Origin of the sequence: Pseudomonas sp. BSw22131 (assembly GCF_026810445.1) — a bacterium.
Taxonomy (GTDB): domain Bacteria; phylum Pseudomonadota; class Gammaproteobacteria; order Pseudomonadales; family Pseudomonadaceae; genus Aquipseudomonas; species Aquipseudomonas huanghezhanensis.
The window spans coordinates 128,635-149,262 of sequence record NZ_CP113949.1 but is presented as its reverse complement, the minus strand read 5'-3'; the positions used below and the strand labels follow the sequence as shown (position 1 = coordinate 149,262).

The following is a 20,628-nucleotide window of genomic DNA, read 5'->3' as shown; positions in this document are numbered from 1 at the left end:
GAGTCTGATTCAGTCACTGCCTTGAGTGAGAACCTTATGCCTACGCCGCAAACGCCTGCGACACATGTCGAATCCATCGTGCTCGATGAGCTCAACTGCTGGCGCATCCGCCACGGCCATGCCGAGCTGGTGATCGCCCAGCAAGGGGCACACATCATCAGCTACCAGATTGATGGTCAGCAGCCGCTCATCTGGTCCAACCCCGGCGCCATGTTCAAGAAGGGCAAGCCAATCCGTGGCGGCATGCCCGTGTGCTGGCCGTGGTTCGGTAATTTCCAGCGCAACCCGCAAAGCGTTCAGGCCATGCGCCAAAGCACCGAGCCTGCCAACGCGCACGGCGAGGTCCGTGCCATCGACTGGGAGTTGATGGGCATGGGCGAAGACGGGAACGCGCTGATCATCGAATTCATCCAGCCACTGGCTGAGGGACAGTTGCCCGGCTGGCCACACAAAGTGGGCTTGAAGCTGCACATTCGCCTGGATGACGCGTTAAACGTCAGTCTCGTGAGTTTCAATGCGGGCAATGAGCCGGTGACGCTGAGCCAGGCGCTGCACAGCTATTTTGCGGTGAGCGATGTGCATCAGATCAGCGTTGAAGGCCTGGACGGTGTGAAATACCTGAACACGCTGGTGAGCTGGAACGACGAACAGGTGCAATCCGGGGACCTCACGTTCAGCGCCGAGACTGACCGCATCTATCAGGACACCCCTGAGTTGCTATCCATTGTCGACCCTGCGTGGAATCGCAAAATCCATATTCAGACGTTAGGCTCAAATTCTGCGGTGCTCTGGAACCCGTGGATCGACAAGACCAAAACCTTTTCCGATATGCAGCCGGATGGCTGGCAGGGGATGGTTTGCGTCGAAACGGCCAATGTCTTGCGCGACATCGTGACGATTGCGCCGAATGAGATGCATGTGATGAGCGTGAGTGTCTGGGCAGAGCCCATCGCTATAGCGTGACGAGCCTCCCTGTAGGAGCGAATTCATTCGCGAGACGTCGTAGAGCCGCCACATTTCTAGCGTCTGCACACAAGCTTCGCGAATAAATTCGCGCCTACAGATATATTTCAAAGATCCGCTTCAGTCACTACGCGCACTTTGGACGCGTCCAGCGCGTAAGCCGCATCCGCAAGGTCGTTGTTGACCGTTTCGATCTTCAACGGCCCGATCACCCAAAGCGGCGTGTAGATGTCGTCGATTTTCAAACCTTTCGGGTAGCGCACCAGCACCAGCTGATTGGGCGGCGGTGGCGGAACGTGGATGCAGGCGCCAGGGTAAGGCACCAGAAAGAACAGCGTGCTTCTGCCCTTGGCGTCGGTTTCAAGCGGCACCGGATAGCCGCCCAAACGGATGTTCTTGCCGTTCATGGCGGGCACGGTTTTGGTTGAGTACATCACGGCGGGCAAACCCTTGCTTTGCTTCAAACCGCCCTTGCTGTCGAACGTCCCCTGCGCTTCCGGGGAGTTGTGATCGATATCAGGCATGGCTTCGAGGGCTTTCTGATCCGACTTGGGCATGAGGTCAAGCCAATCGGTTTCAGGGATTTCAGCGGAGTGTGCAAGGCCGGAGACCAGCAACAGGGAGATGAAGAGGAGACGACGCATTGGAGGCTCGGCGAAGGGGAATTGATTGCCGGGCATTCTAGCCCTCCGCGCTGCAATAGCGCAGAGGGCCAGTCAGAGATTTACTTCTTTTTGATCATGCCGTAGATGACCAGCAAGATGATCGCGCCGACCAATGCGCCAAGGAAACCAGCGCCCTCGCCAGCACGGTAGATGCCCAGCGCCTGGCCGCCGTAGGTCGCAGCCAGCGAGCCGGCGATACCGAGCAGAATCGTCATGATCCAGCCCATGCTGTCGTCACCCGGCTTCAGGAAACGAGCCAACAGGCCAACGATCAAGCCGATGAAGATGGTTCCGATGATTCCCATGCCATTTCCCTCTTTAGAATGAATACGCCAAAGCCTACACCGGTATTGGCATCACGCTATGAGAGATGTGCGGTGGCGCATTGGTTCAATCGAAAGCGCCGCCCGCATTGGCCGATCAAGGCTTGATCAATGCCTCGACGCGCTTTACCTGACGTTCAAGCGTGGCGCGGTCGTGACTGCGTACCGTGGCGTGCCCGACTTTGCGGCCGACCTTGAAGGCCTTGCCATAGTGATGCAGATGGCAATCGTCGATGGCGATAACCTTATCCACAGCAGGCACTTCGCCAATAAAGTTGAGCATCGCGCTCTCACCGACCTTGGCAGTTGAACCCAGTGGCAATCCGGCAACGGCACGCAGATGGTTTTCGAACTGACTGCACTCAGCGCCTTCTGTGGTCCAGTGCCCGGAGTTGTGCACGCGCGGAGCGATTTCGTTGGCCTTCAGCCCGCCATCGACTTCAAAGAACTCGAAGGCCATCACGCCCACGTAATCCAGCTGCTTGAGCACGCGGCCAGAGTAATCCTCAGCCAGCGCTTGCAGCGGGTGGTCGGTGCTGGCGATGGACAGGCGCAGGATCCCGCTGTCATGGGTGTTGTGCACTAGCGGGTAGAAACGTGTTTCGCCGTCACGGCCACGCACGGCGATCAGCGACACTTCACCGCTGAACGGTACGAAGCCTTCCAGCAGGCACGGGACGCTGCCCAGCTCAGCGAATGTACCGACGACATCCTGTGCAGTGCGCAGAACCTTCTGACCTTTACCGTCGTAACCCAACGTGCGGGTTTTCAGCACCGCTGGCAGGCCGATGCTGGCCAAGGCTGCATCGAGATCCCCTTGGGATTGAATGTCGGCGAACTCGGGTGTCGGGATACCCAGGTCCTTGAACATGCTTTTCTCGAACCAGCGATCACGTGCGATGCGAAGGGCTTCGGCGCTTGGATAGACCGGCACGAACTGCGACAGGAACGCCACAGTTTCGGCAGGTACGCTTTCAAATTCGAAAGTCACCAGGTCCACTTCATCAGCCAGCTGACGCAAGTGATCCTGATCGCCGTAATCGGCACGCAAATGCTCGCCCAGGGCGGCCGCGCAGGCGTCCGGCGCAGGGTCGAGAAAGGCGAAGTTCATACCCAGCGGCGTACCCGCAAGAGCCAACATGCGACCCAACTGGCCGCCACCGATTACACCGATCTTCATGAAAACCTCAGGCCTGGCGCGGGTCTGGATTGTCCAGAACGCTGTCTGTCTGTTCAGCGCGGAATTTCTTCAGCGCCGTGTGGAATTGCGGGTGCTTGGCACCAAGGATGCTGGCCGACAGCAGCGCCGCATTGATCGCGCCTGCTTTGCCGATGGCCAACGTCGCGACAGGAATGCCAGCTGGCATCTGCACGATCGACAGCAAGGAGTCGACGCCCGACAGCATCGATGACTGCACCGGAACGCCAAGAACAGGGAGGTGGGTCTTGGCAGCGCACATTCCTGGCAAGTGCGCTGCACCACCGGCACCGGCGATGATCACTTCGATCCCACGGCCTTCGGCCTCTTCGGCGTACTGGAACAGCAAGTCAGGGGTGCGGTGAGCCGATACCACTTTGAGTTCGTACGGAATGCCGAGCTTTTCAAGCATATCGGCGGTGTGGCTAAGGGTAGACCAATCGGACTTGGAGCCCATGATCACGCCAACCAGTGCGCTCATCGTCGTGCCTCTTCATCGGGCGCCCGCAGGCGCGTCTAAAAACAACAAGCCACGCGGGGAATACCGGCGTGGCTTGTCGTACGAATTATGACCGGTGCAACCGGCCAAAGGCCGCGCAGTATAGCGCAATGCGCCGGGAAAGCAGCCCTTTTGGCGACCACCCGTTAGTCGGGATTCGTCCCGTGTTGTGATTGCCCCGCAAGGCTTGCGTCATCTACAAACGAGGGACCGAATCAGGCCTCGGTGCCTAGAAAATCAACGATCCGCTGGCGATTCTTTACGCTGTAGGAATAGCAATTCCCGCGGCTGGTATCTCGATTGGGATACACGAACGTTTCACACACGCCGCCGAAGGCATTGTGTTGCAACTCTGCGTCCTCATGCTCGGCGCCAAAACTGTGCCCGAGTTCATGACCAATCGCCTGATAAGTAAACAGCGAGGCAATCAGGCTATTTTTGCCTTGGTACGCAACACCCACGATGTTTTCGTTCAATTTATCCTGGGTGACCAGCATGTACCTGTCTGTTTTTTCCAGCGAAAGATTCTGCTGACTGGCGTAGAGGCGCACTTTCTTATCCCAGTCGGCAATTATCTGTCTTTCGTAGCCTTTGTAATTCATGTCCGTCATGCCGGGAACAGAACGTAGGTACTGGATGATGAACTCACGACCGGTGACTTTCGTCAGCTCTTGAATACAGTCTTTGAGGTAGTTTCTGGGAACGACCCGCTGCGTCGCTGCATCGACGTCATCGTGATAGAAAACATACAAGCTAATGGGCTGTCTGGCAGTTGGCATTCTAAATCCTTATAGAAGTAAGGGCCTGTCTTCATGACGGGCGTGATGTGAGGAATACGATCCTCAGCACCAAACTTATAGACGGACTTATTTGAATTCATCCCCCACCAGACAGCGCAACGCGTAGGCGCTGGCGATTACATGCGGTAGGAAAACAAGTTAAAGCCTATTGGGCCGCTGGATTTTCCAGCTTTCTCCACAGCAATCGCACGTTGGCTTTGCGCACCAGCGCGCAGCGGTACAGACGAATCTCCAGCGGCACCTGCCAGTTTGCCCCGCCACAGATCACCAGTTCACCACGCTCAAGCTCGGCGACCACGCTCAGCCGTGGGACCCACGCGATACCCAGGCCTTGCAGCGCCATGCCCTTGAGGCTGTCGGCCATCGCCGTTTCGTACACCGTGGTGAAGCGCAAACTACGCTGGCGCAGGAGCAGATTCACCGAGCGACCGAGGAACGCACCGGCGCTGTAGGCCAGCAATGGCACGCTGTGTTCGCCTTCCAGATCGAACAACGGCTTGCCGTCTGCATCGGTCGAGCACACCGGTAGCATTTCCGTCATGCCCAGATGCAGCGACGGGAATATCTCGGCGTCCATTTGCAGCGCGGCATCGGGGTCATAGAACGCCAGCATCAGGTCGCATCCGCCTTCGCGCAACGCGTGCACAGCATCACCGACGTTGGTGGCGACAAGACGTGTGGCGATGTTCAGACCTTCGTTACGCAATTGGGCGATCCAGCGAGGGAAGAAGCTCAACGCCAGCGAATGCGCCGCCGCTATCTGCATCACTTCACCCTGCCCGCCTTCCAGGTGGTGCAGATGTCGCAGGACTTCACCGAGCTGCTCGACCACCGTACGGGCCGTCACCAGAAACAATTGGCCCGCGGCGGTCAGCTCTATAGGGGTTCGCGAGCGATTGACCAGCGTCAGGCCCAATGCCGCCTCAAGGCTGCGAATGCGTCGACTGAACGCCGGCTGCGTCACGAATCGGCGCTCAGCCGCTTGAGAAAAGCTGCGCGTAGCGGCCAAAGCGCTGAAGTCCTCCAGCCATTTGCTTTCAAGATTCATGGTGTCTTCTCACAGGTCGCTTTCAGATCCTTGATCCATTCATACGCTCGTCACAAACCGAACGTCACATCCGCATTATGCCGTTTGTGCATAGGCCAGCGCTTAACAGCATTGGTCCACAATAGCCTACAGGCCTAGTATTCAAGGCGTTCCGGCTTAGCCCGTGCCCTCTTTGAGACTTTCTCTATCATGTCCTGCGCTGCATCATTTCGCACCGAAAAAGACTTGCTTGGCATTCTCGACGTTCCCGCTGACGCGTATTACGGCATCCAGACCCTGCGTGCGGTGAACAACTTTCACCTCTCCGGCGTCCCGATTTCGCACTACCCCAAGCTGGTCGTCGGACTGGCGATGGTCAAGCAGGCCGCCGCTGATGCCAACCACGAACTCGGTCACCTGAACGCAGCCAAGCATGCCGCCATCAGCGAAGCCTGCGCGCGTCTGGTTCGCGGAGATTTCCACGACCAGTTCGTGGTGGACATGATTCAGGGCGGCGCAGGCACTTCGACCAACATGAACGCCAACGAAGTCATCGCCAACATTGCACTTGAAGCAATGGGCCATGAAAAGGGCGAATACCAATACCTGCACCCCAACAATGACGTGAACATGGCGCAGTCGACCAACGACGCTTACCCCACGGCTATTCGTCTGGGGTTGCTGCTGGGTCATGACGCGCTGCTGGCCAGCCTCAACAGCCTGATTCAGGCCTTTGCAGCCAAAGGCCAGGAATTCAGCCACGTATTGAAAATGGGCCGTACCCAGCTACAAGACGCGGTGCCAATGACGTTGGGCCAGGAATTCCGTGCGTTCGCCACCACGTTGACCGAGGACCTCAACCGCCTGCGCATCATGGCGCCTGAGCTGCTGACTGAAGTGAACCTGGGCGGTACGGCCATCGGCACCGGCATCAATGCTGATCCGGGCTACCAGCATCTGGCCGTTCAGCGTCTGGCAACCATCAGTGGTCAGCCTCTGGTGCCCGCCGCCGATCTGATCGAAGCCACTTCCGACATGGGCGCGTTCGTGCTGTTTTCCGGCATGCTCAAGCGCACCGCCGTGAAACTGTCGAAGATCTGCAACGACCTGCGTTTGCTGTCGAGCGGTCCGCGCACCGGCATCAACGAGATCAACCTGCCGGCCCGCCAGCCGGGGAGCTCGATCATGCCGGGCAAGGTCAATCCAGTGATCCCCGAGGCCGTGAACATGTGCGCCTTCGAGATCATGGGCAACGATCTGGCGCTGACCATCGCGGCAGAAGGCGGTCAGCTCCAGCTGAACGTGATGGAACCGCTGATCGCCTACAAGATTTTCGACTCGATCCGCCTGCTGCAACGCGCCATGGACATGCTGCGCGAGCACTGCATCGTCGGCATCACGGCCAACGAAGCACGTTGCCGTGAACTGGTTGAGCACTCGATTGGGCTCGTCACCGCCCTGAACCCGTACATCGGTTACGAAAACGCCACCCGGATTGCCCGTATCGCACTGGAAACAGGGCGCGGCGTACTGGAACTGGTGCGCGAGGAAGGCTTGCTCGACGACGTAATGCTGGCTGATATCCTGCGCCCTGAAAACATGATTGCTCCGCGACTCGTGCCCCTGAAGGCTTGATCGCACACCGCTGCAAACGATCACCAGGCTGAGGGTCTAGACACCCCTCGACCTTTTGAGGGCCGGAAGCCAAGTGCTTCAGGCCCTTTTTTTTGCCTGGAGTTCTTGGAAATTCCGCTGCCCGCACGATCCCTGCGGGGGCCAACTTGTTGGCGAAGCGGCGTCATGGGTTGAATCAGTAACAGCGCCGCGCGAATAAATTCGCGCCTGCAGATCAACGCGTCTGAGAAGGTCAGGCAATCCGATTACAGACGCCAACCATCCGCACCGGTATAGTGCGGCCCCTCAAAATAAGCGAGGAACATTCAATGCTTGAAGTCATCAACGACTTCCTCTCGGGAAAAGTACTGATCGTGCTCATCGTCGGGCTCGGTGGATATTTCACGATTCGCTCGCGTTTCGTTCAGTTGCGCCACTTCTTCCACATGTTCGCGGTGTTCCGTGACAGCCTGCGCAGCAGCTCGGGCCAGTTGAGCTCTTTTCAGGCGCTGATGTTGAGCCTCGCTGGCCGCGTTGGTGCCGGCAACATCGCAGGCGTCGGCATTGCCGTCACGCTGGGCGGGCCGGGCGCTGTGTTCTGGATGTGGGTAACGGCCATGGTCGGCATGGCCAGCAGTTTTTTCGAATGCTCACTCGGCCAGTTGTACAAACGGTGCGATTCCGAAGGCCAATACCGGGGAGGCCCCTCTTATTACATTCAGCACGGCCTCGGTAAACGCTGGTTGGGCATGGTCATGGCGGTGTTGCTGCTGGTGACGTTCGGCTTTGCCTTCAACGGCCTGCAATCTCATGCAGTGACCCACTCATTGAACGACGCATTCGGCGTCTCGCCCACCTATGCAGGCATCGGGCTCGCCGTATTGCTGGGCCTGGTGTTCATCGGTGGCATCAAACGCATCGCAGCCGTGGCCGATCTCTTGGTCCCGGTCAAAACGCTGATCTACATCGCCGTCACGATCTACGTCATCGCCGTCCAGTTCGAACACGTTCCCGAAATGCTGCTGACCATCGTGCGCAGCGCCTTCGGCATGGACCCTGTGTTCGGTGGCTTGATCGGCAGCGCTATCGTGATGGGCGTCAAGCGCGGCGTATTCGCCAACGAAGCGGGCCTGGGCAGCGCGCCCAACGTCGCTGCTGTGGCGCAGGTGGAACACCCGGTTGCGCAGGGCGTGGTTCAGGCGTTTAGCGTATTCCTCGACACGTTCGTCATCTGTACCTGCACTGCGCTGCTGATTTTGCTGTCGGGTTTCTACACACCGGGCTTTGAAGGGGACGGCATCGCACTCACCCAGAACTCCCTGGCGGCGGTAGTCGGCGACTGGGGCAAGCTGTTCATCAGCGTGGCGTTGTCGTTGTTCGTCTTCACCTCGATCCTCTACAACTACTACCTTGGCGAAAACAGCCTGCGCTTCCTGATCGGTGAAAGCCGCAAGGTGCTGATCGGCTATCGTGCTCTGGTGTTGGCGTTGATCCTGTGGGGCGCTGTCGAAGACCTCGGCACTGTGTTCGCCTTCGCGGACATCACCATGACGCTCCTGGCGTTCGTCAACCTGATTGCGCTGGCGATGTTGTTCAAGATCGGCCTGCGTATCCTGCGCGACTACGACGATCAGCGTAAGGCAGGGATCAAAACGCCGGTGTTCGATTCGAGCAAGTTCCCGGATCTGGACCTGGACTTGCAGGCCTGGCCCAAGCCCGGCACTCAGCAGGTTTTTGCGACCGAAGCTGGCGCCACAGGCAAACCCGTCGCCGACGCACGTTAATCATCAGGGGCAGACATGAATCGCGAACAGTTCGCTGCGGCAAAGCACGTAAGAGTGCTGTACACGGGCGGCACCATCGGCATGCAAGCCAGTGAAAACGGGCTTGCACCGGCTTCAGGTTTTGAGGCGCGGATGGCTGAGCAATTGGCCGCGCTGCCCAGCCTCAGCGTGCCGCAGTGGTCGTTTCGTGAAATGTCACCTCTGATCGACAGCGCCAATATGAGCCCGGCCTACTGGTTGCGATTGCGTGAATCGGTGGTCGAGGCAGTTGACCTAGACGGCTGCGATGCCGTGCTGATCCTGCACGGCACAGATACCTTGGCCTACAGCGCGGCGGCATTGAGCTTTCAACTGATCGGCCTGGACGCACCCGTGGTGTTCACCGGTTCGATGCTCCCAGCGGGCGTACCCGACAGCGATGCCTGGGAAAACGTCAACGGCGCCCTGCAATCGCTCGGCGAAGGTCTGTCGCCAGCCGCTCACCTGTACTTCCATGGTGAGCTGCTGGAGCCGACACGTTGCGCGAAGATTCGCAGCTTTGGGCGTCACCCGTTCGCAGCGTTGAACCGCAGCAAAGGCGGTCAGGCTGCGCGCGATCTGCCCGATGCGCTGGGCTACAGCGCGCCTAGGCAACTGGCCAATGTTGGCGTGCTGCCGCTGTTTCCTGGCATCGGCGCGCCACAACTGGATGCGCTGATCGACAGCGGTATTCAGGGGCTGGTGCTGGAATGCTTCGGCAGCGGCACAGGCCCAAGCGATAATCCGGCCTTTCTCGCAAGCCTCGACCGCGCCCATAAACAGGGCATCTGTGTGGTCGCCATCACCCAGTGTCATGAAGGCGGAGTTGAGCTGGACGTGTACGAAGCCGGCAGTCGCTTGCGCGAAGCGGGTGTGCTGTCCGGTGGCGGCATGACCCGCGAAGCCGCCTTCGGCAAGCTTCACGCACTGATCGGCGCAGGCCTTTCGCAAGATGACGTGCGCCGGTTGGTGGAGCTGGATCTGTGCGGCGAGCTGCGCTGATCGTGGCTTTACCTGCAGACCGATCAAATAATCGCCTGCAATCCCTTGTCGGCGATCATGTTCAGCAATTTAAGAGCAGGCCCGGCAGGCCGAGTATCACCCTGCTCCCACTTTCGGACAGTTGAAGCTATAGCGTTTAGATACAGCGCAAAGATCGGCTGACTGAAATTCAATGACACTCGCAAATCGCGGATAGCTGAAGCGCTAAGCTCCCTGACGGGCGGCGGGCAGATGGCGTCAAACTCGCGCATGGTGACTTTGCTCACTGCGCCGATCTCGTGCAATTGCTCAAGATCTGAACGCAGCGCCTCAATGATTTTGCTGCTCACAATGAACCTCCTCCAGAATGCCGCTCTTTAGCGCTGTGCAAAGCTCATCTGCCGACAGCGCCAATAAAACTTTCCCTGTGTACCGCAACGCTTTTTTCTCGGACTGACTGATACTGGCCATCGAGCTCTTGGAGAACCCGAAAAGAAACACATAGCTTGCCCCCAGCCTGGCGGACAGCAGCGTTCGGTATCCTCCGCTTTTTCCACTGCAACCGTCACCAAGCAGTTCACGCTCATGCCTCATGCCTGTGCAGCCAGGCGGACTAACCTCGGCACAACACTTGCTCCGCTCCGATCAGCCATCTGACCGGAATCACGCCATGCTGCACTCCCACCTCACCACCCTCAACGCGGTATCGCTCGTTATCAGCACGTTTGCGGATGAGGGTTTGAGCAGCGAGCCGCTGCTGGCGGGGAGCGGGATCACCCAGGCGGACCTGTGCCGGCCGGATATCCGCATCACTACCTATCAGGAGATGCAGGTCTGCGCCAATGCGGTTGCGCTGCGCAAAGAGGTCGGGTTGCAACTGGGGCGCCGCATGCACGTGTCGTCCTACGGGATTCTCGGTTACGCATTGCTCACCGCTGCCACTTTCGGTGACGCATTGCGTCTGGCGCTGGAGTATCCCGCACTGCTGGGCACGCTGTTTGAACTGAAGCTGATCGAGGACGGCCAGCGTGTCTGGTTCAGCGCCAGCGACTACCGGGACGATGAAGGCCTGCGGGTGTTCAACGCCGAGTTGTGCCTGGGCTCGCTCAAGGTCATTTGCGACGACTTGCTCGGCAAGCCGCTGCCGCTGCTGGCTGCACGCTTCGCCCATGCGGCGCCGGATTACCAACCCCGTTACCACGACAGCTTCTCTTGCGCGCTTGCGTTTGGCCTCGCCGACGACAACGCGTTTGCGTTCGAGCGAAGCTGGCTCGACCAACCGCTGCCACTGGCCGATCCCATTACCCATCGCGACATGCGAGAGCGCTGCAGGCGGCAGAACATCGAGTTCAGCGGGCGACAAGCCTGGCTGGGACGCATCCGCGAGTTACTTGCCGTGCAACTGGATCACGCGCCAAGCCTGGCCGTGATTGCGCAAAAAATGAACTGCTCCGAGCGCACCCTCCGCCGTCATCTTCTTGCCACCGGCAGTAGCTACCAGCAACTGCTCGACGATCTGCGCTTTGAGCGCGCCAAGCAGTTGTTGCAGGAAGATAGCTTGCCCATCCACCGAATTGCTGAAGCGCTGGGGTTCAGTGAAACCGCCAGCTTTCGTCACGCCTTCATTCGCTGGAGCGGCGTGGCGCCCAGTCAGTTTCGCGGCTGAGCCAGGCATGACACCTGCGCCTCAAAACGGGGCGTAACGCCTCATTAGCGGGCGATTTTCGGCCATTATTTTTGGCCGGATATATCCCCTTTTGGCCGCTTGCGTCGTTCACGAACGGGCCGCGCCCGCCAAGAATGAGCAATAGCCAAGCCACACGGAGCACGAGAACATGCTGACCATCTATTCGGACGACCACCACCTGCACCATGGCCGCTGCGAACTGATCGACGGACAACTGATGCCGTGTTTCGAGATGCCTGCGCGAGCCGACCATGTGTTGCAAAGGGTGAAGGACCGCCAGCTCGGTGAAATCCAGGCGCCCAGAGATTTCGGTCTGACGCCTATTCAGAACGTCCACACGCCAGCCTATCTGGCGTTTTTCAAAGGGGCGTGGGACCGCTGGGCAGCGACCGGCACGGAGGGCGATCTGCTGCCCTTCACCTGGCCCGCCCGCACACTGCGCCCTGTGATGCCGAAAAGTCTGCACGGCGAGCTGGGCTATTACAGCTTCGACGGCGGCGCGCCGATTACCGCAGGCACCTGGCAAGCGGCGTATAGCGCAGCGCAGGTGGCGTTGTCTGCACAGGATGCCATCCAGAATGGCGCACGCAGCGCTTTCGCCCTTTGCCGTCCGCCAGGCCATCACGCTGCCAGCGATTTGATGGGGGGTTATTGCTACCTGAACAACGCCGCCATCGCCGCACAGGCGTTCATCGATCGGGGGCACAAGAAGGTCGCGATCCTCGACGTGGACTATCACCACGGCAACGGCACTCAATCGATCTTTTACGCGCGCAGTGACGTGCTGTTTGCGTCCATCCACGGGGATCCTGCGGCCGAGTTTCCATTTTTTCTGGGCTACGCCGACGAAACGGGTGAAGGCGCTGGAGAAGGATTCAACTTCAACTATCCACTGGCGGCCGGCACGGGCTGGGATCAATGGAGCGCCGCGCTGGAGCAGGCATGCGCCGAGATTGAGCGCTACGACGCAGACGTGTTGGTGGTGTCGCTGGGTGTTGACACGTTCAAGGACGACCCCATTTCACAGTTCAAGCTCGACAGCCCGGATTACCTGCGTATGGGCCAGCGCATAGCACGCTTGGGCAAACCAACGTTATTTGTGATGGAAGGCGGCTATGCCGTCGAGGAAATCGGCATCAATGCCGTGAACGTGCTGGAAGGTTTCGAAAGCGCCTGACCCCTCCGATCCAGAAGAGAGAGAACACGATGAACAGACTCAAGCGTCTCATTGCTCCATCGCTCTGCGCCGCCTTGTTGGCCGGTGCGGCTCAGGCCGACGAAGCCAAAACCCTGCGCGTCTACAACTGGTTCGACTACATAACGCCTAAAACCCTGGAGGACTTCAAGAAGGACACCAAGGTCAATCTGATCTACGACATCTTCGACACCAATGAAGCGCTTGAAGCCAAGCTGCTCACGGGCAACTCGGGTTACGACGTGGTGGTACCGTCCAACGTGTTTCTGGCCAAGCAAATCGAAGCCGGTGTGTTCCAGCCGCTGGACAAGAGCAAGCTGCCGAACTATTCGCACCTTGATCCCAAGCTGATGAAGTTGCTGGAAGCCAACGACCCCGGCAACAAATACGCGGTGCCCTACATGTACGGCACGATTCTGATTGGTTACAACCCGGCCAAGGTCAAGGCGGCACTGGGCGATAACGCGCCCGTGGACAGTTGGGACCTGATCTTCAAGGAAGAGAACATCAGCAAGCTCAAGGGCTGCGGCGTGACATTGCTGGATTCGCCCTCCGAGATATTGCCACTGGCCCTGCAGCATCTGGGGCTGGATCCGAACAGTAAAAATCCTGCGGACTACACCAAGGCCGAAGCGCTGCTGATGAAGATTCGTCCGTACATCACCTATTTCCACTCATCGAAGTACATGGCCGATATTGCCAACGGCGATATCTGTGTCGCGGTGGGTTACTCGGGCAGCTTCTCGCAAGCCGCCAATCGGGCCAAGGAAGCCAAAAATGGCGTGGTGGTGGATATGCGTTTGCCCAAAGAAGGCGCGCCGATCTGGTTCGACATGCTGGCCATTCCGAAGGGGGCGAAGGATTCCGAGGACGCACACACGTTCATCAATTACCTGCTGCAGCCCAAGGTCATCGCGCCGATCAGTGATTTTGTCGGCTATCCAAACCCGAACAAGGACGCGACCGAACTGGTCGATCCGGCGATCCGCAACAACCCCAATCTGTACCCGACCGAAGAGGCCATGAAGACGCTCTACACCCTGACGCCATTGCCCCGCGATGCAGAACGGGCGCGCACCCGCGTATGGACCAAGATCAAGTCGGGGACGTAGCTAAAATCCGTAGGAGCGCGCTTGCCCGCGATATCGGCGTGCCATGCAACCTGGACGTGTCAGTTGTAACTCAGTCGCGAGCAAGCGCCCTCCCACAATGACCTCAATACCACCAAGGTTTTGAGCCCCATACAGAACCTGTGGGGGGCGCTTGCTCGCGATTGTGTCGTATGGCCTGACCAGACAGCGCGCCGCAGCGGGTCAGACTGTCAGCGGCATCTCCCTCTCGTCCCGCTCCTCTGTGGCGTCACGCAACATCGAGTTCAGGTTGCCTGCGATGTTTGCGCACAGCGCTTTCATCTGGATTTCGTGCTCGGAGGCCTTGAATGGGCTTTGCAGATCGGTGCCGATTTTCTCTATCGCCAGCAACATGAAACCGACCACGGTCGAGGCCAGTGGCGTAAACCAGCCCAGTGTTTCCACCAGACCGATGGGCACGATGATGCAAAACAGGGTGATAAACAGTCGTGGGAAGGTCACGTAGGGATACGGCAGCGGCGTATTGGCGATTCGCTCCATGCCGCCCTGGCAGTTGGAAATCTCCACCAGCGTGGCCTCAAGCCGCTCAAGACGAATGCTGTCCAGGCGCCCGGCTTTGTATTCCTTGGCGATGATCGCAGCCGACGTGTTGAGGATGTCGTTTGGAAAGTTGTTGGTGCGTGTGCGGCGTTCGTATTCCGCGCGCGGGATCATCGCCGTCACGTCCTCGTCGCAATGTCCGCCCTTGAGGTGCGCCGACAGACACTCGACGTACGCCACATGCCGACGCAACAGCACAGCCTTGACCGGGTTCAGCTCATCTTCGTCATCAATCAGCGTCAGCACCTGCCGGGCGTAACTGCGCGAGTTGTTGACCAGCGCGCCCCACAGGGTCCGTGCTTCCCACCAGCGGTTGTAGGCGCTGGAATTACGAAAACTGGTCAGCACCACCAGCGCAGAACCCAGCAAGGTCAGCGGCATGGACGGCAATGTGATCTTGCGCTCCAGATAAAGCATGAAGTCGACGGTCACCACCACGTCCCAGATCAGCAGCCAGAACAGCGACCAACCGATGTAGGTAAAGGTCCTGATCACGGCGCGGTACTTCTTGATGAGCATTTGCTGCAAAGGCCACCCCATTTCTTCAATCGTTCACCAGATACGGACAGATGCCCGACACGCCAGACTTTGAATGCAAACGGCGAATATGGTTCGCCACGCCAGGCGCTCTCCGACCAGTAGCTGAATCGGTTCCGTTATTTGCCTCCCATCCTGATCACGCGCGCACTGCCTGGGGCAGGTCCTGGCGCGTTAAAGCAGCTCCAGGCAAACGCAACCCGGACCGTCGGCCATTATTCACGGAACAAAGCCTTGCCCACTGTGCTCCACTCTTGTCTGGATGTATCAGCAACACGTCACGAGGAGAAATTTAATGGGCTCGTCTTCAACGTCTCGCTCCATCGAACCACATACCGACCGCGACCAACTGACCATCAACACCCTCCGCACATTGGCCATGGACGCCGTGCAGAAGGCCAACTCCGGCCATCCGGGCACGCCAATGGCACTCGCGCCGGTCGGCTATACGCTGTGGAAAGACTTCCTGCGTTATCACCCCGAACACCCTGACTGGCCCAACCGCGACCGCTTTGTGCTGTCGGTAGGCCATGCTTCGATGCTTCTTTACTCGCTGCTGCACTTGGCGGGCGTCGTCGAAATCGACGAACACGGCACACCCTCTGGCAAACCTGCCATCAGTCTTGAGGACATCAAGCAGTTCCGCCAGTTGGACTCAAAAACCCCTGGCCACCCTGAATACCGCATGACCACAGGGGTTGAAACCACAACCGGGCCGCTTGGCCAGGGTTGCGCCAATAGCGTGGGCATGGCGATGGCCGAGCGCTGGCTGGGCGAGTACTTCAACCGCCCCGACGCGACTTTGTTCGATTACAACGTTTACGTGTTGTGCGGCGACGGCGACATGATGGAAGGCGTGACCGCCGAAGCCGCTTCGCTTGCGGGCCATCTCAAGCTGTCGAACCTGTGCTGGATCTACGACAACAACACCATCAGCATCGAAGGTCATACGGAACTTGCCTACAGCGACGACGTGCAGACGCGCTTCGAAGGCTATGGCTGGAATACGTTGCACGTGGCCGACGCCAACGACGCCGAAGCACTGGCCAAGGCGCTGAATGTATTCAAACAGACCGACAGCGCGCCGACGTTGATCGTGGTCGATAGCGTGATTGGTTTTGGCTCCCCCAATAAGCACAACACCTCGGCCGCGCACGGCGAACCACTGGGCGATGACGAAATCAAGCTGACCAAAAAAGCCTACGGCTGGGACGAGAATTCAAGCTTCCTGGTACCGGAAGAGGCCAGGCACTGCCTGCGCGACGCCCTACTCGCCCACAACGCGAGCGAGTACGACGAATGGCAGCAAACGCTTGCCAGTGTCGAGAAGAACGAGCCCGAGCTGGCCGATCAATTGAAACGCATGCGTGCAGGCGAAATGCCGGACGGCTGGCAGGACAAGCTGGAACAGTTTGAAGCTGATGCAAAAGGCATCGCCTCGCGTGCGTCGGGCGGGAAAGTGCTGAACGCCTTCGCCGCGAAAATACCGTGGGTGATCGGTGGCTCTGCCGACCTTTCGCCGTCGACCAAAACCAACCTGACGTTCGACGGTGCCGGGAGTTTCGAAGCCGGAAGCTACGGCGGCCGCAACCTGCACTTCGGGGTGCGCGAGCACGCCATGGGCTCGATTGCCAACGGTCTGGCGCTGTCCTATATCCGCCCGTACACCTCGACATTCCTGGTGTTCAGCGACTACATGAAGCCGCCGATTCGTCTGGCGTCCATCATGGAGCTGCCGGTCGTTTTCGTGTTCACGCATGACTCCATCGGCGTCGGTGAAGACGGACCCACGCACCAACCCATTGAGCAACTGACGCAGCTGCGTGCCACACCGGGCCTGATCACGTTGCGCCCTGGTGACGCCAACGAGACGACTCAGGCCTGGAAAATCGCACTGGCGCAGACTCACCGTCCATCCTGCATCGTGCTGTCGCGTCAGCCGCTGCCGACACTGGACCGCTCGATATATGCCAGTGCTGAAGGCGTCGCCAAGGGCGCTTACGTGCTGGCCGACTCAGGTGAAGGCGACCCGCATGTGATTCTGATCGCAACCGGCAGTGAAGTCGGTATGACGGTCGCCGCGTTCGAGCAGCTCAAGGCAGCGGGCGTGAGCGCCCGTGTCGTATCAATGCCGAGCTGGGAACTGTTCGAGGATCAGGACCAGAGCTACCGCGACAGCGTTTTCCCGCCGAGCGTCAAAGGTCGTGTCGTGGTCGAGCAGGCCGGGCCGATGGGCTGGGACCGCTATGTCGGGCAGACCGGCGCGAAGGTGGTGATGAATACTTTCGGAGCTTCGGCGCCGATAGAGAAGCTGCAAGCCAAGTTCGGTTTTACGGTGGAGAACATCGTGAAACTGGCTAAAGAACAGATCGCCTGAGGCAAGCACACCTGCAGTAGCGCGTTTGCCCGCGATAACGTTGTGTCGGATTGGAAGACTTTCTGACACGCTGCCATTCGCGGGCTAGCGCGCGCCTACAGGAGAATACGGTCCCGGTAGGCCTTGCTTGCTCGCGATTACGATATCAAGGGCAGCGTGATCACCAGCCGGTCAGCACGACTGGCTGCCGTTCGCCGGCGAAGAAAAACGGACGAATCCGCACGCCCGCCACGTTGCCGATGTAAGCGGCAACCAGCCACAACCAGCCATGCAGGCTGCCAGACGCAATGCCGCTGAAGTACGCGCCGATGTTGCAGCCGTAGGCCAGGCGCGAGCCGTAGCCCAGCAGCAAACCGCCTATCACGGCAGCAACCATTGAGCGAACCGGAATCTTCAGGCTCGGAGCAAAACGCCCTGCCAGTCCCGCCGCCAACAACGCCCCAATCATGATGCCGATGTCCATCACGGTGGTGATGTCTTCCCACACCGGTGCCGCCAGCGCCTTGGCATTTGCGGGAACCTGCCAGAACACCCAACTGCCAACATCCACGCCTAGACCGCTCGCTACTTTGGCGCCCCACAACGCGAAGGCAGAGGTGATGCCCCACGGCCGACCGGCCAACGCCAATGTGGCGTAATTAAGCAGTGCCAGCCCGATTGCGCCCCACACCAACGGCCACGGGCCTCGCAAGAATCGACGCAGGCCGACGTGTTCACTGATGACAGGAGTTTGAAGTGCGCCATGCCGGCGCTTTTCGAGCTTCACCGTGATGAAGGCGATCAACGCAAACAGCGCCAGACTGAAAACCAGCGCGGGCACGACACCAAAGGTTTTCACAATGGAAGTGGCCGGGAAGGACGGCAGCGAAAACCACCAGTCCACGTGGTGCGTGGCAATCAGAGAACCGATGATGAAGAACAGCAAAGTGATCAGCATCCGCGCATTGCCGCCACCGACAGTGAACAGCGTGCCCGACGCGCAACCTCCGCCCAGCTGCATGCCGATGCCGAAGATGAACGCACCGAAGATCACCGATACGCCTGCTGGCGCAACCAGCCCGGTCACGGGCGAGCCGAATAAGGTGCCTGCGCCCAATGCAGGGAAGAACAACACAACGGCCACCGCCAGCATCACCATCTGCGCTCGCAGGCCAGCGCCGCGACGCTCCTTGATGAATACGCGCCAGGCCGACGTGAAACCAAACGCTGCGTGATAAAGCGTCAGGCCCAGAGCGGCCCCGACGATTAGCAGCGCTACCTGTTTCCCGCCTACGGTGGCTTGGAGAAACACGGCGGCTATCAGTAAAAGAACGAAGGCGATCAATGCCGTGAAAGACTTGCGATCAGGCGCCGCAGAAAAAGGAAAGCTCATGTAATAACTCGGCTGTGAATATTGATCGCGGGGAGTGTACGCCTGAGCGTAGCGCCCCCCGCGCGAACTAGACCAAGTAAATGCGAGACTTCACCGACTGGTCCATCCAGGGATCAATCACACCGTTCTAGCCCTTGGTCATTCGGCGCACTTTTACGAAGGAAAATTGCCCACCCGTGACGGAGTATCCATCGTTGTCAAAATTGAACGAGCCTGACAGGTAACCTTTGTCTAGCTCGGACGCCAGAACGCAAATGCCGGTTTTGGCCACTATCCTGGCACCGCCAGCAGGATGGTAACTGATTGTAATACGGGCGTCAGGCAGTGTGTAGGTGCCCGCCAGCAATGACTGGTCCAGCGTTATCGATACGAAACTTGAGTCCTCCGCATAGCCGAACAAAGTCGATCCGAAAACATCCAGCACTTCAAAGGTAGTTGCCTGGAATGGCTGGCCATTGATCGTTGCTGTTACGTAGGTGGGATGCGCAGGGCCAACAATCTCAATAGACGCTTGTTGAATCGTCAACGCAGGCTCGATGTTGTCGTTTCTGCAATCAAATGTAGCGTTGAGTGCAAGGTTCGGTCCCCAACCAATTCGGGATATCTCAAGTTGCCCAGACGTTGCGTGGGCCTGCCCCGCCGAATAAACCAAATGCGCACCCTGCTTGTCCGGCGCAACAATAGGAGTGGACCCTACAGATGAGTTTAGAGGAATGCTGAGCGTGAGCGTTTCAGTGCTAAAAAATACTGATATGTCCCAATAATATTCGTTTTGCATCGATAACATATTTTTTGACTGCTCGGCCTGTCCATTTATCACTCCACTGAAGCTGCCTGTTAACAGATAAGGAGTTCCTCTGCGCGCATTGCGCAGAAGGTTAGACTCATACCCCGCAGAATAATGACCATCCCAAATCTTGATTTCGTTCGTTTCAAAAGTGAACGCCGCCCTTGTAGACTTTTTTACCAGATCATGTTCAATATACTCAAAGCTGCCGCTGGTGGCATCCTTCAAACCACCTGATCCGACAATGCATTGCATTTTAATATCAGCAAACTCAGGCGACCCTACTGTATAGGTTCCAACGGCAAGTTTTTCCGGAAATGAAATCAAAATATAATTACCCAAGCCTCCAGAAATAGATTCGGTGCCTCCTCCCACGACGATTCGGCCCTCGGAGATAAGACTCCCTACTTTGGCAACAAATGGCCCAAGGCTCGTCGTCGCAGTCATCCCATCAGATTCGGGCAACGCAGGAAGGTTTGAAGTGTCCAGTGTGAGGGTGCCGTCCTGCGCGGTAAAACCCGGTATACCGCTGCGGGCACAGCTAAAACTCACACTGAGATTATTAGCGATTCGATCCCACAACACTTCAGCTTTTCCAGAGTCGGCTCTCATTATCACAACGTCTGACCCGCTCGGAGCGTATAAATAAGTCATTTGAATAGGCCCTGCCGAATCAGACAGGTCGTACGTTTTATTTTCTATATCAAATGCGAGAGAGCAAAAAAATGAACTGCCCCCATTGACTCCGAATACCTTCAAGGTGGAATCGACCTCGACACCAGGTAACTGAGCCTCAAATATTTCCTTGTCAGTCATTACGGAGAATGAGCCTGAAACATTCGGCGTAATTAAATTTTTTTTAATTGTCATTTTCTTTCCCTGATTATGTCAAGTCAAAATACTGCTCATACGCTGACCGAAGAAAACGATGAGCCGTTAAAAACACTACACGCATGGTCGTACATCATCGAGCTAAAATCTGCGTACTTCCAGTTAACCATAGTCTAGGATAAAAAACATACAATCATTAAACTAGATTGATTAGTGATTATCTGCCTTTCATTTTGCTATATATATTTCCGATATATCTTAGTGGTTTTGATACCACAC

General features: G+C 58.0%; 19 protein-coding genes. 8 read left to right on the top strand and 11 right to left on the bottom strand.

Annotation, left to right across the window (positions count from 1 at the left end):
• Positions 1 to 36: 36 nt before the first annotated feature.
• The gene (locus OYW20_RS00575) at positions 37 to 963 is read left to right on the top strand and encodes a D-hexose-6-phosphate mutarotase (protein WP_268798814.1); all 927 of its coding nucleotides are present in this window, start codon (positions 37 to 39) and stop codon (positions 961 to 963) included.
• Between the two features lie 107 nt (positions 964 to 1,070).
• Here the strand turns inward: OYW20_RS00575 and OYW20_RS00570 are convergent, their stop codons facing one another.
• From OYW20_RS00570 to OYW20_RS00545, 6 genes are all read right to left on the bottom strand, one after another.
• Positions 1,071 to 1,607, bottom strand: a complete 537-nt coding sequence (locus tag OYW20_RS00570; RefSeq protein WP_268798813.1) for a DUF3299 domain-containing protein — start codon at positions 1,605 to 1,607, stop codon at positions 1,071 to 1,073.
• An 80-nt stretch (positions 1,608 to 1,687) separates the two neighbouring features.
• Positions 1,688 to 1,933, bottom strand: coding sequence for a GlsB/YeaQ/YmgE family stress response membrane protein (locus tag OYW20_RS00565; protein WP_268798812.1), 246 nt, complete (start codon positions 1,931 to 1,933; stop codon positions 1,688 to 1,690).
• A 115-nt stretch (positions 1,934 to 2,048) separates the two neighbouring features.
• A complete protein-coding gene (locus OYW20_RS00560; RefSeq protein ID WP_268798811.1) occupies positions 2,049 to 3,131 on the bottom strand; it encodes a 5-(carboxyamino)imidazole ribonucleotide synthase in 1,083 nt (360 codons plus the stop codon).
• Positions 3,132 to 3,138: 7 nt separating this feature from the next.
• Entirely contained in the window at positions 3,139 to 3,630 is a 492-nt protein-coding gene (gene purE, locus OYW20_RS00555; protein ID WP_268798810.1) for a 5-(carboxyamino)imidazole ribonucleotide mutase, read from the bottom strand.
• 233 nt (positions 3,631 to 3,863) lie between these two features.
• Positions 3,864 to 4,427 carry a zinc metalloprotease gene (locus tag OYW20_RS00550; RefSeq protein ID WP_268798809.1) on the bottom strand — a complete coding sequence of 188 codons (564 nt, stop codon included), beginning with the start codon at positions 4,425 to 4,427 and terminating at the stop codon, positions 3,864 to 3,866.
• A 166-nt stretch (positions 4,428 to 4,593) separates the two neighbouring features.
• Positions 4,594 to 5,496, bottom strand: a complete 903-nt coding sequence (locus OYW20_RS00545) for a LysR substrate-binding domain-containing protein (protein WP_268798808.1) — start codon at positions 5,494 to 5,496, stop codon at positions 4,594 to 4,596.
• Between the two features lie 189 nt (positions 5,497 to 5,685).
• Between OYW20_RS00545 and OYW20_RS00540 the strand changes: the two genes are divergently transcribed.
• The 3 genes from OYW20_RS00540 to OYW20_RS00530 all read left to right on the top strand — a co-directional run bounded on the left by OYW20_RS00540 (position 5,686) and on the right by OYW20_RS00530 (position 9,893).
• Complete coding sequence (locus tag OYW20_RS00540; RefSeq protein ID WP_268798807.1) at positions 5,686 to 7,110, top strand: aspartate ammonia-lyase; 1,425 nt, start codon at positions 5,686 to 5,688, stop codon at positions 7,108 to 7,110.
• A gap of 308 nt (positions 7,111 to 7,418) precedes the next feature.
• Positions 7,419 to 8,873, top strand: coding sequence for an alanine/glycine:cation symporter family protein (locus tag OYW20_RS00535; RefSeq protein WP_268798806.1), 1,455 nt, complete (start codon positions 7,419 to 7,421; stop codon positions 8,871 to 8,873).
• Between the two features lie 15 nt (positions 8,874 to 8,888).
• Positions 8,889 to 9,893 carry an asparaginase gene (locus OYW20_RS00530; protein ID WP_268798805.1) on the top strand — a complete coding sequence of 335 codons (1,005 nt, stop codon included), beginning with the start codon at positions 8,889 to 8,891 and terminating at the stop codon, positions 9,891 to 9,893.
• A 23-nt stretch (positions 9,894 to 9,916) separates the two neighbouring features.
• Here OYW20_RS00530 and OYW20_RS00525 read toward each other — a convergent pair whose 3' ends face one another.
• Positions 9,917 to 10,222 carry a helix-turn-helix domain-containing protein gene (locus OYW20_RS00525; RefSeq protein WP_268798804.1) on the bottom strand — a complete coding sequence of 102 codons (306 nt, stop codon included), beginning with the start codon at positions 10,220 to 10,222 and terminating at the stop codon, positions 9,917 to 9,919.
• Entirely contained in the window at positions 10,203 to 10,466 is a 264-nt protein-coding gene (locus tag OYW20_RS00520; protein ID WP_268798803.1) for a type II toxin-antitoxin system RelE/ParE family toxin, read from the bottom strand. Before OYW20_RS00520 ends, OYW20_RS00525 begins: the two co-directional genes overlap by 20 nt.
• Positions 10,467 to 10,542: 76 nt before the next feature.
• Between OYW20_RS00520 and OYW20_RS00515 the strand changes: the two genes are divergently transcribed.
• From OYW20_RS00515 to OYW20_RS00505, 3 genes are all read left to right on the top strand, one after another.
• Positions 10,543 to 11,538: an AraC family transcriptional regulator gene (locus OYW20_RS00515; RefSeq protein WP_268798802.1), complete on the top strand. Its 996-nt coding sequence runs from the start codon at positions 10,543 to 10,545 to the stop codon at positions 11,536 to 11,538.
• A gap of 169 nt (positions 11,539 to 11,707) precedes the next feature.
• Positions 11,708 to 12,736 (top strand): histone deacetylase family protein, encoded by a 1,029-nt coding sequence (locus tag OYW20_RS00510; RefSeq protein ID WP_268798801.1) that lies wholly within the window; start codon positions 11,708 to 11,710, stop codon positions 12,734 to 12,736.
• 29 nt (positions 12,737 to 12,765) lie between these two features.
• A complete protein-coding gene (locus tag OYW20_RS00505; RefSeq protein ID WP_268798800.1) occupies positions 12,766 to 13,866 on the top strand; it encodes a polyamine ABC transporter substrate-binding protein in 1,101 nt (366 codons plus the stop codon).
• Between the two features lie 201 nt (positions 13,867 to 14,067).
• Here the strand turns inward: OYW20_RS00505 and OYW20_RS00500 are convergent, their stop codons facing one another.
• Positions 14,068 to 14,973: a bestrophin family protein gene (locus OYW20_RS00500; RefSeq protein WP_268801238.1), complete on the bottom strand. Its 906-nt coding sequence runs from the start codon at positions 14,971 to 14,973 to the stop codon at positions 14,068 to 14,070.
• A 304-nt stretch (positions 14,974 to 15,277) separates the two neighbouring features.
• Here OYW20_RS00500 and tkt point away from each other — a divergent pair, with 304 nt between their 5' ends.
• A complete protein-coding gene (gene tkt, locus OYW20_RS00495; RefSeq protein WP_268798799.1) occupies positions 15,278 to 17,359 on the top strand; it encodes a transketolase in 2,082 nt (693 codons plus the stop codon).
• A 160-nt stretch (positions 17,360 to 17,519) separates the two neighbouring features.
• Here tkt and OYW20_RS00490 read toward each other — a convergent pair whose 3' ends face one another.
• Both OYW20_RS00490 and OYW20_RS00485 read right to left on the bottom strand, forming a co-directional pair.
• Entirely contained in the window at positions 17,520 to 18,731 is a 1,212-nt protein-coding gene (locus OYW20_RS00490) for a YeeE/YedE family protein (RefSeq protein WP_268798798.1), read from the bottom strand.
• Positions 18,732 to 18,858: 127 nt separating this feature from the next.
• Positions 18,859 to 20,388: a hypothetical protein gene (locus OYW20_RS00485; RefSeq protein ID WP_268798797.1), complete on the bottom strand. Its 1,530-nt coding sequence runs from the start codon at positions 20,386 to 20,388 to the stop codon at positions 18,859 to 18,861.
• Between the last annotated feature and the right edge of the window lie 240 nt (positions 20,389 to 20,628).